The organism is Methanobrevibacter sp. UBA188, from assembly GCF_905234905.1.
Taxonomy (GTDB): Archaea; Methanobacteriota; Methanobacteria; order Methanobacteriales; family Methanobacteriaceae; genus Methanocatella.
In genome coordinates, this window is record NZ_CAJOJM010000045.1 from 1 (window position 1) to 10,955 (window position 10,955).

Annotated in this window: 11 protein-coding genes and 1 tRNA gene; 5 read left to right on the plus strand and 7 right to left on the minus strand. The window is 36.3% G+C overall.

The window, feature by feature from the left end:
* Positions 1 to 165 precede the first annotated feature (165 nt).
* A complete protein-coding gene (gdhA, locus tag QZ143_RS08055; RefSeq protein ID WP_292606478.1) occupies positions 166 to 1,500 on the minus strand; it encodes an NADP-specific glutamate dehydrogenase in 1,335 nt (444 codons plus the stop codon).
* Positions 1,501 to 2,003: 503 nt separating this feature from the next.
* Here gdhA and QZ143_RS08060 point away from each other — a divergent pair.
* Positions 2,004 to 2,231, plus strand: coding sequence for a hypothetical protein (locus tag QZ143_RS08060; protein WP_292882970.1), 228 nt, complete (start codon positions 2,004 to 2,006; stop codon positions 2,229 to 2,231).
* Between the two features lie 38 nt (positions 2,232 to 2,269).
* Here QZ143_RS08060 and prf1 read toward each other — a convergent pair whose 3' ends face one another.
* On the minus strand, positions 2,270 to 3,514 hold the full coding sequence (gene prf1, locus QZ143_RS08065; RefSeq protein ID WP_292606474.1) for a peptide chain release factor aRF-1: 1,245 nt from the start codon (positions 3,512 to 3,514) through the stop codon (positions 2,270 to 2,272).
* 75 nt (positions 3,515 to 3,589) lie between these two features.
* Positions 3,590 to 4,558: a hypothetical protein gene (locus tag QZ143_RS08070; protein ID WP_292882973.1), complete on the minus strand. Its 969-nt coding sequence runs from the start codon at positions 4,556 to 4,558 to the stop codon at positions 3,590 to 3,592.
* Between the two features lie 102 nt (positions 4,559 to 4,660).
* Here QZ143_RS08070 and QZ143_RS08075 point away from each other — a divergent pair, with 102 nt between their 5' ends.
* A complete protein-coding gene (locus tag QZ143_RS08075; RefSeq protein ID WP_292882976.1) occupies positions 4,661 to 5,179 on the plus strand; it encodes a zinc ribbon domain-containing protein in 519 nt (172 codons plus the stop codon).
* Here QZ143_RS08075 and rimI read toward each other — a convergent pair.
* Positions 5,144 to 5,599: a ribosomal protein S18-alanine N-acetyltransferase gene (gene rimI, locus QZ143_RS08080; RefSeq protein ID WP_292606469.1), complete on the minus strand. Its 456-nt coding sequence runs from the start codon at positions 5,597 to 5,599 to the stop codon at positions 5,144 to 5,146. The genes QZ143_RS08075 and rimI overlap by 36 nt on opposite strands.
* A 72-nt stretch (positions 5,600 to 5,671) precedes the next feature.
* On the opposite strand from rimI, the gene QZ143_RS08085 reads away from it, so the two are divergent.
* From QZ143_RS08085 to cobK, 3 genes are read left to right on the plus strand one after another with little or no spacing between them, the layout of a single operon-like run.
* On the plus strand, positions 5,672 to 6,061 hold the full coding sequence (locus tag QZ143_RS08085) for a UPF0146 family protein (RefSeq protein WP_292882979.1): 390 nt from the start codon (positions 5,672 to 5,674) through the stop codon (positions 6,059 to 6,061).
* Positions 6,062 to 6,065: 4 nt separating this feature from the next.
* A complete protein-coding gene (locus QZ143_RS08090) occupies positions 6,066 to 8,495 on the plus strand; it encodes a calcium-translocating P-type ATPase, PMCA-type (protein ID WP_292882981.1) in 2,430 nt (809 codons plus the stop codon).
* Positions 8,492 to 9,277 carry a precorrin-6A reductase gene (cobK, locus tag QZ143_RS08095; RefSeq protein ID WP_292882983.1) on the plus strand — a complete coding sequence of 262 codons (786 nt, stop codon included), beginning with the start codon at positions 8,492 to 8,494 and terminating at the stop codon, positions 9,275 to 9,277. Before QZ143_RS08090 ends, cobK begins: the two co-directional genes overlap by 4 nt.
* Positions 9,278 to 9,290: 13 nt before the next feature.
* Here cobK and QZ143_RS08100 read toward each other — a convergent pair.
* From QZ143_RS08100 to tuf, 3 genes are all read right to left on the minus strand, one after another.
* Positions 9,291 to 9,374: transfer RNA gene (locus QZ143_RS08100), tRNA-Ser, on the minus strand.
* Between the two features lie 35 nt (positions 9,375 to 9,409).
* Complete coding sequence (rpsJ, locus tag QZ143_RS08105) at positions 9,410 to 9,718, minus strand: 30S ribosomal protein S10 (RefSeq protein WP_042691424.1); 309 nt, start codon at positions 9,716 to 9,718, stop codon at positions 9,410 to 9,412.
* Positions 9,719 to 9,785: 67 nt separating this feature from the next.
* A partial coding sequence (gene tuf / locus QZ143_RS08110) for a translation elongation factor EF-1 subunit alpha (RefSeq protein WP_292882986.1) occupies positions 9,786 to 10,955 on the minus strand: 1,170 nt, incomplete at its 5' end.

Here is a 10,955-nt window from a genome sequence, read left to right on the forward strand (position 1 = left end):
TTAAATAATAAATAATATATAAAGAAATAGAGAGAGCATTTGAAAACTAATATCTTCAGATGCCTTTTTGTGAAATTCATCTCCGACCTTAAAGAGGTCGGAGTATTCTTTCACTATTAAGATAAATGATTAATAATCTAAAAAAGAAAAAAGAAACAAGAAAATCTATACGATTCCTTGTGCGTTCATAGCATCAACAACTTTCTTGAATCCTGCAATGTTTGCTCCTGCAACATAGTTTTTGTCCATGCCGTATTCTTCAGCAGCAGCTGCAGCATTTTCGAAAATGGTTTCCATAATGGTTTGGAGTCTACCATCAACCTCTTCAAAGGTCCAGGATAATCTTTCTGAGTTTTGTGACATTTCAAGTGCAGAAGTTGCTACTCCACCAGCGTTTGAAGCTTTACCCGGTGCGAATAATACATCATTTTCTTGTAAGAATTCGGTTGCTTCAATAGTGGTTGGCATGTTTGCTCCTTCAGCAACTGCTAAAACTCCGTTTTCAACTAATGTTTTAGCGTCTTCTAATTGCAATTCGTTTTGGGTAGCACATGGAAGAGCGATGTCACATTTAATGGTCCATACGCCTTTGCCTTCGTGGTATTCAGCACTGTCTCTAGCTTCAGCATATGCGGTTAATCTTTCTCTTCTGATTTCTTTTACTTCTTTTAATAACTCAACGTCGATTCCTTCAGGGTCGTAAATCCAACCTGTTGAATCGGAACAGGTTACAGGTTTACCACCTAATTGTTGAGCTTTTTCGATTGCATAAATTGCTACGTTACCTGCACCGGAAACTGCAATGGTTTTACCTGCAATGTCAATGTCATTAGCTTTTAACATAGCGTTAGTGAAGTATAATAATCCATATCCGGTAGCTTCGGTTCTTGCAAGGGATCCTCCGAAGGTTAATCCTTTACCAGTTAATACTCCTTCGTATAATCCTCTGATTCTTTTGTATTGACCAAATAAGAAACCGATTTCTCGGCCACCTACACCGATATCTCCAGCAGGCACATCAGTGTCTGCTCCGATGTATTTGCATAATTCGGTCATGAAAGATTGACAGAATGCCATGATTTCTCTGTCGGATTTTCCTTTAGGATCAAAGTCAGATCCACCTTTTCCTCCACCAATTGGAAGACCGGTTAAGGAGTTTTTGAAAATTTGTTCGAAACCTAAGAATTTAATAATACCGAGGTTTACAGATGGGTGGAAACGTAATCCGCCTTTGTAAGGTCCTATTGCACCGTTGAATTGTACACGGTATCCGGTATTTACTTGTACTTGTCCGTTGTCATCTACCCATGGGACACGGAATTTAAATTGTCTTTCCGGATTTGTTAATCTTTCAAGAAGTGCGTTTTTCTTAAATTCATCTTCATTTTCTTCAATTACAACCCTTAAGGATTCCAATACTTCGCGTACAGCTTGGTGGAATTCAGGTTCGGAAGGGTTTTGTTCTATAATGGTTTCTATTACTTCATCTACGTATGACAAAAAACATTCCTCCAAATTTATAATTTGAATTAATTAATATTATTAAAATAATTTTTATGAAAGCAACATATTTTAACAATATAATTAGATATTTGAATCTCATAGTATTTAAATATTTTTCAATATTTGATAAAAATATACATATATTATTCAAAAAAAATTAGATTTATCTTATACATATTATAATATATATTAAAAATATTAAGAAAATAATTAAATCTTTTTGGATATTAATTCACAATGTCTAACTAAAATTATCAATTATTGTACAAAGTCGGAATACATTTGCCACCAAAGAATTCCGAGTAGTGAAAAATTAAAATGTACAGATAATTTAACACCACCACCCAAAATAACGAACATAATCCCCAATTTCACATATAAAAATAAACAAAATAATACCAAAATGAAAAAAGCATATCTCTTTATATACAATAATTTACATAATAATCTACAGTAACATAGCAAATTTTAAATTTAATCGACAAATGGAGAAAAAAATAATGAAAATTACCAAATCCCAATATGATGAATTGAAAAACAGCTATTTATCAAAAAACAGAAGCATGCATTCATTATATATGGAAATCAATAAAGAAAACACCATAGATAAACAGTTATTCTTTAAATTAATAAATAAAATAAGAAAAGAAGAAGGATTAAGTGATTTTTACACTCCAAAATCTAAAAGAACAATGTTTCCAGATGAAAACCCTTACGTATCAGTTTAAAAAAAAAATGGAAAATAACCACATCAGAATTAATGTGATTAATATTCAACATAATACCTCAATATCGCAGCAATTCCACCAAAAGCCCTGAAGAGTTGCATTCCCTCTTCGGTTTCAGTAGAAATAAACTCGACATCAGTATTCATTTCTTCAGCTTTTTCAATAAAATCGTCAGCCAGATCCATGGAAGATTCTTCTTTTAAGGTTTCACCACAGTTAGGGCATTTTTCCTTAAGGCCGTCAGCTTCTGATTGATTCTTAACTGTAACTTCCTTTTGAGTGCCACAGCTTGGACAGGTCAACACTTTGCGCATGCTTGTCAAATCTTCAGATAAAAGCAAAATGTCAACAGCACCCATAATCAAATTGTTTCTGACTTCATTTTCACCATAAGAGCAAAGGCCTTTGTCTTTGGTCAGTTCCTTGATGAATCTTTGGACAAGTTTCTTTTCATGCATTACATCAAGATTTTCCAAGTCATCAGCAGATTTGGCAATTACTTCACGGATACCCTCATCACCAGTGTAGGAAGTATCAACAATAGTTATTACCTTTTCCTTAAGTTCATAATGCAAGTATTCCCCATCATAGAAATCCTTTTTGGTAAAACCCGGCCCACCGATAATGATTCCTTTCAAGTCATCTTTCAAAGGAAGGAATGCTTCATTCATATGGTCCCCAATACGTTTCAAGAACTGGTGAGCCAAATCTTCAATTACACGGTCGAACCTTCTTTGTGATTGTCCCCCAGCTTTGTGTTTTCCAGGAACGCCACTGGTCAAATGACCTAAAATGGTTTCTTTTTTACCTTTTAGTGTAGCGTAGGTTGCTTCGTTTCTGTCAATAACAGCAACACCATAAACATCACGCTCTTCAATCATATATTCCAGAGGCTCAACGAAAAATTCGTTGTTACATTTGTACCAATAGGTTGTAACCGGTTCAGGAGGTTCAATAATGTATTTTTCCATCTTTTCAGTACCTGGACCTCCTTTTGGAATCATTCCAACAAAAAGAACCAGCCCGTTTTCAGGAGGCTGTCTGTATAACTTGATACTTTCTAAAATTACAGCAATTGCAGATTGTACATTTTTTCTTGTTTGTTTACTCTTAATGTTAGCACTCTGACCCATTTCATCTCTCATGTGCTTACCAACATCACTTAATTGTTTAGTTGGTGGAATATAAACGGAAACAAGCTCTGTACCTCTACCTCTTTTATTTGATAACTCTTTTAAGGTTTTTTTAAATTCATATAATTCTTTTGATGATACGTCTGCCATGTTATCCCTATAAAAATTAAATTAATATAATAGTAATAAATATCTTTTTTTAAATATAAATAATTAATGAAAAAATCACTCTAATTTAGCATTTCCATATTTTTCAAATAATTTAAGATTGTCATCGTCGATGGTATTCATTTCAAGCAAATCCATTCCGGTAATGTCCATTATTTCCCTTGCAAGTAAAACGTAAGTGTCGGGATAGTCATTATATCCGAATATGTGCCAGATTACATCCCCCTTAAAGACAATCTCAAGATACCAGTCATAACCTTCCAAATCATCAGGATCATATGCATTTGACTTCAGATGATATTCATTCTGGCTCCACATGTAAACATGATACTTTTCAAGAAGATTTAAAATCAACTCTCGAACAGAGGAGGTAAGTTCCCCTTCAATATATCCATCAATCGTACCCCTTTCAAAATTAATAATCAGTCTTGGATTTGGCAGCTCATAAGGATAACAGCGATAATGACCGAATTCTATGCATTTTACATCAAGCTTAACTCCGTTTGAATAAACTCCATCCCTTTTGAGGTCATGATACAATGGAGTGGCCAGTGCCTTTTGATGGTTGAGATGCAGTACGTCAAAGCCTAAGAAGTCACACAAAAGCTTGCCGAATTCAATCCAATTCGGAGGAAAATTATTCTTAAACGAATATTCCTCATAGCCATCTGAGGAATAGATTATCACAATGCATGAGTAAATCCTCTCTATCTTTTCAAAATAGGAGAACTTTTCAGACTGATAATTTTCAAACAGCTTCAAATCATTGAAATGACCTAAAAAATCACCAGCATCACTATCTTTAAATCTTCTTATCTCGCTGGTCATATTGCGTCTCAAATCCACCAAAATATCTATCCATGAATCGTCGCATAGGCTGTTTTCATCCAAAAACTTGTCGCCGCTGCCCCTCTCTGAAATTTTATAGTATGCCATATTGGCCAGAAAATCAATTGTAAAACATTCATAATGGCGATTGAGGCGCTTGAAATTAAATCTCTGAGTAATCTCTATTTTTTCAATCATGCTAACTAATATTATCTATTACAACTTTAATATAATTATTTGAAAAACCAATTAAAAAAATATATAAACAATTAATATTTAATTAATAAAATAAGTGATATTATGATGAGACGATGTCCGCAATGCGGTTCCGCAGGTGACGATATATATGGATTTTGTATAAAATGTGGATATGAGTTTCCGAAAGTTGAGCATGACGAACACACATGTCCCCTATGTGGATTTACAAATCCTGATGAAGCGGATTACTGCGTCAAATGCGGCAGCCCTTTAATTTTTAAGAAATCTTTTGAAAACCAGGAAAATGTAATCAAACCTATTGTGGTTAAAAAAGAGTTTTCAACAGGACCTGAGATTGAATACAAAAAAACCAGCAGATTGCTGATATTCATTGGATATTTCTTTGCAGTGCTTGGAAGCATAATCGGACTTCTTATTGCAATTTATCTAATAACCCGAAAAGATCCTAGTGCAAAAAGACACGGATACATTCAGATTGCTATAATACTGTTCTACCTTGTGATAATTGCAGTGCTATACATGACAGGTTCAATCCCGCCGGAAGTTCTAACAGACTACAAAAGCTTACTTATAGGCAACTTTACCCCTTTCCATAGGTAAATACATTATAATGGCTCCTTCGCCACTTTCATAATATCCCGGAACCACACGATCCTTTATGAAATTGAACCTTTCATAAAACTCAACCGCACCAGCATTACTTTCTCTAACCTCAAGATAGATTGCATCAATCGGAAGCATTGAAAGAATGGAAATTGCACGTATGAGCAATTCTGTTCCAGCTCCCTGACGGCGATAGTTTTTATCAACAGCTATAGAAATTATATGGCCCTGATTTTCATATTTTACCCAGAACATCACATATCCGACAACATAATCGTCCTTTTCAGCTACCAAAAAACCAATTCCCATTTCATACAACTGCTGAAACATGTTTATTCCATATGATTGGTCGAATGACATGTTTTCAATTTCAAAAACCCTCTTTAAATCTTTTGGAACAAACTTTCTAACTTTCATACAAAAAAATATTATAGAAAAGCATATATTTAATAATTTTGATTAATTAAATTAATCTAAGGAGTAAATAAAATGTGGCAAGATTTCGCAGAGTATATCCTGAATGAGGTTGGAGATGAAGACGCCCGAATTGCAGAAGTTGCAGTTGGAAAATTCGACATGATTGCAGAGGTGCTGTCTTCAAGGGAAAACATCACATTAATCAAAACAGACATCAGCCCTGCCGATGAAAGCGTGATAAAAGACGACATTACAAATCCCGACTTTAGGATATATGAAGGCGTTGACATGATTTATTCAATAAGGCCCCCAAGTGAACTGCAGCCCCATCTGGTAAATCTGGCTCAAAAAATCAACTGCCAATTGATTATCAAACCATTGACAAACGAAGATTTGAATACGCCTGGAGTTAAAATGAAACTGAAAAATTTCAACAGGGCAAGCTTTTACATTTTAAGGTGATAACATGAGTGACATACTTACCCGATACGACACATCACTGGACGGACTCAGCTCAAGTGAAGCTGAAAGAAGACAGAAGGAATACGGATTGAATGAAATTGCTGAAAAACCGCCTACACCATTATATATACTATTTCTATCCCAATTCGTAGATATCCTGATTGGACTTTTAATCGTTGCTGCAGTTGCGGCATATGCGATTGGAGACGTTATCGATGCTGGAGTGATAATCCTTGCGGTTATGCTGAATGTGATTATGGGATTTATCCAGGAGTACAGATCACAAAAGGCCATTGAAAGCCTTAAAAGCTTCATTACAAAGCATGCCATCGTAAAAAGGGAAGGCCAAATTAGGGAAATTGATGCAAAAACATTGACTGTTGGAGATATCGTAGTTCTTGAAGAAGGTTCAAAGGTACCTGCAGATTTGGTTTTGATTGAAAGCAATTCCCTCAGCTGTGACGAATCACAACTTACAGGAGAGTCCAAAGCGGTAGCAAAAGAGATTGACGATAAACTTTACATGGACTCCAACATCCTTTCAGGAAACGGACTTGGCGTTGTTGAAAACATTGGAATGGCCACAGAAATCGGAAAAATTGCAGACATTGTCCAGGAGGATGATGAGGAAACCCCTCTTGCAAAGCGTGTTGGAAAACTTGGAAAGACCTTGTCTGCAATTGCAATAGTCGTATGTATAGCCATATTCATCATGGAGTTTTTAAAGGGAATACCTCTTGTTGAAACATTCATGACTGCAGTTTCACTGGCAGTTGCAGCAATTCCTGAAGGTCTTCCGGCCGTATTGACATTGACACTTGCCCTTGGAATGTCTGAAATGGCAAAGTCCAATGCAATCGTCAGAAAACTCTTATCAGTTGAGACTTTAGGATCATGTACTATCATCTGCAGTGACAAGACAGGTACATTGACTGAAAATAAAATGACTGTAGTCGAGAGTTTTTACACAAATGAAGATAAAACACATTTAATAGGAAAATTATGCAACAATGCAGTTCTTGACAATGACAAAATCATCGGAGATCAAACCGATGGAGCCATTCTAAAGCATTGCAAGGAATACGATGCATCACTTGAAAGGATTGATGAAATACCACTTGACAGCAATCGTAAAATGATGACTACTATACACATATTGGATGGTGAAAATAATATTGTTTTGTCCAAAGGTGCTCCAGAAATAATTTTAGACAAATGTAAATACATAGATAGAAATGGAAGTATTGAAATTATTGATGCTGAAACTAAGGAAATGATACTTGAAAAGATTGGTGAAATGAGCGGACATGCACTCAGGACAATCGGATTTGCATACAAGATAAATGACACCGAATCGCCTGAAGAAGATTTGACATTTACAGGACTGCTCGGTTTAATCGATCCACCTAAAAAGGATGTGAAAAAATCCGTAAACGAGTGCATAAATGCAGGAATCGGCATCATAATGATTACTGGAGACCACGAAAAGACAGCCTGTGCAATTGCAAAAGACATAGGCATTCTAACCGACGGAAAGGTAATGACCGGGAAAGAACTGGGCAGGTTAAGCGACGAGGAATACCTGAAAATCGCTCCGGAAATTCAAGTCTATGCCAGAGTAAAACCAACACAGAAAATGAAAATCGTGGAAACACTTAAAAAACTGGACAACATTGTTGCAATGACAGGGGACGGAGTAAATGATGCTCCAGCACTTAAAAAAGCATCAATTGGAGTTGCAATGGGTGACGGAACAGATGTTGCAAAAGAAGCATCAGACATGATTCTTCAAAACAATGACTTTACAACAATCGTGAAAGCCATTGAAGGGGGAAGGAAAATATATGACAACATCAAAAGATTCGTCAAATATCAGGTTTCCACAAATGTAGGGGCAATATTGACAATCGTTGGGACTTCCCTTCTGAATCTGCCGCTGCCATTCAATCCGGCACAATTGCTATGGCTCAACATCGTAATGGACGGACCACCAGCACAAATGCTCGGTATTGAAGGAGCTGAAAGGGACATTATGGAAAGGCCTCCTGAAAAGGGAGACATACTGACCAAAAATACAATGCTTCAGATATTGATTTTAGGCATAGTGATGGCAATCGGAACAATATGCGTATTCACATATGAAATATCCACCGGCGTTTCAACAACAAAGGCAATGACAGTTGCATTCACATTATTTGTAGTGTACCAATTGCTGAATGCATTCAATGGAAGGGCAAACTCAGAAAAATCAAGCAAATTCCTCTACTTAGGAATCATCATATCATTCCTGCTTCAGCTGTTGATTTTATACATTCCACAACTGCAGACAATATTCAGAACCACATCAATAGACATGATTGATTGGATAATAATTTTGATTGTATCATCAACAATACTGATAACTCAAAAGATAATGGACAAGGTGATGAAATGAAAATACTCCTGCTTGGAGGAACTAAGGACTCAACAAACATCATAGAATTTATTAAAAGCAGATATGATGCATACATCCTAACGACAACCACCACAGAATATGGTGCAAAACTGGCCATGCAAGGCGGAAGCGACGATACCATAGCTCGTCCGCTTCCAAAGGATGAAATCATCAATATAATAAATGAAAATGACTTTGACATTCTTATTGATGCAACCCACCCATTTGCAAAGCACATTACACAAACCAGCGCAAGCATAGCAAAAGAGTTAAAAATTCCATATCTTCGCTTTGAAAGACCCATCACCGACCTGAAAAATATCGATACATCACACATCCATTATGTAGAATCATTTGACGATGCGGGAAAATTGATAGCTGAGAGTTTCAATGAAGGAAATGTTCTGCATTTTGCAGGAGCCAACACCATGGAAGACATCCTGAAATATGTTCCCGCCGAAAGGTTCTATCCAAGAATTCTGAAGGTGGAAAGCTCACTTGAAAAATGTGAAAAACTAAACATCGACCCAGACCACATCATCCCAATGAAAGGAGCTGCAAGCCTTGAAGAAAACATAGAGCTTATTGAAAGATATGATGCATCAGCAATGATTACAAAGGAAAGCGGTGAAATAGGTGGGGTCGTTGAAAAGATACAGGCCGCAAATGAAAAGGACATTGCAGTAATAATGATTCAAAGACCAAAAATAGATGAATTAAATAAAAATGATATTGTATCTAATATGGATGAATTAGATATTAAATTAAAAAACTTTTTTTAAAAATAGATGTAAACGCCGAGACTGGGATTTGAACCCAGGCGAGGGAAACCTCACAGGATTTCAAGTCCTGCGCCTTACCAGACTAGACTATCTCGGCATATGAAAAGGAATATTTAGAAGGATTCTAAATATTTATCCTTTAAGTTCAATTTCGATACTAACATTATCAGGAACATTGACTTTCATAACTTGTCTCATTGCACGTTCATCAGCTCCAATACCGATTAAACGTTTGTGAATCCTGAGTTCCCATTTTTCCCAAGAAGCTTTACCTTCTCCATCTGGAGATTTTCTTGTAGGTACAACTAATTTTTTAGTTGGTAATGGAATAGGACCAGATAAGTCAACACCAGTTCTTTCAGCAATTTTTTTAAGTTGATCACATACGTATGCTAATTTTTCTGGGTCAGTTCCTGTAAGCTTAATTCTTGCTTGATTCATTTATTCTCCTCCAAAAAAACAAAAAGAAAAGAAAGTATGAAATACTTTCTAATTATTGTTTACAAACTTATTTTGCTGGGGTAATGTTAAGACATAAACCTGCTGCAACAGTTTGACCCATATCTCTGATAGCAAATCTACCCATTTGAGGGATTTCTTTTGCGTTTTCGAGACACATAGGTTTGGTAGGTTTGATTTTTACAATAGCTGCGTTACCGGTTTTTAAGAAGTCAGGGTTTTCTTCGTCAACAGCACCAGTAGCAGGGTTTAATTTTTTGGATAATTCTAAGAAAGTACATGCTACTTGGGAAGTGTGACAGTGGAATACAGGAGTGTATCCAACGGTAATTACACCAGGGTGTTGTAAAACAACAATTTGTGCATCGAATTCTTTAGCTACAGTAGGAGCGGAATCAGTGTGTCCTGCAACGTCTCCTCTTCTGATATCGTTTTTACCTACACCTCTTACGTTGAATCCGATGTTGTCACCAGGTTCAGCGGAGTCGAATACTTCGTGGTGCATTTCGATAGATTTAACTTCTCCGGAAGCTCCAGCAGGTTCAAAGATAACGTTTTCACCTTTTTTCATTACACCAGTTTCAACTCTTCCTACAGGTACGGTTCCTACACCAGTAATGGAGTAGACGTCTTGAATAGGAATTCTTAAAGGTAAGTTAGTAGGTTTTTCAGGTGGGGTTAATTTGTCTAATGCATCAATTAAGTTGTCACCTTTGTACCAAGGAGTGTTAGGAGATGCATCGTTAATGTTGTCCCCTTCGAATGCAGATAATGGGATGAAAGGTACATCTGCAGGGTTGAATCCTACGGTTTTAATTAAGTTTGATACTTCTTCTTTTAATTCGTTGTATTTGTCTTCGGAGTAATCAACTAAGTCGATTTTGTTGATAGCAACGATTAATTGGTTGATACCTAAAGTTTTGGATAAGAACACGTGTTCTTTAGTTTGAGGCATTACACCGTCGTCTGCTGCAACTACTAAAACACCAGCGTCTGCTTGGGAAGCACCAGTGATCATGTTTTTAACGAAGTCTCTGTGTCCAGGACAGTCTACTACAGTGTAGTCGTATTTTTTGGTGGAGAATTTTTGGTGAGCTAAATCGATAGTTACTCCTCTTTCTCTTTCTTCTCCTAATTTGTCCATAACAAATCTGAATTTGTTTTCTCCGTCATCTAATTGTTGTTCAGCGATTGCACCAGCTTTTAATAATAAGTGTCC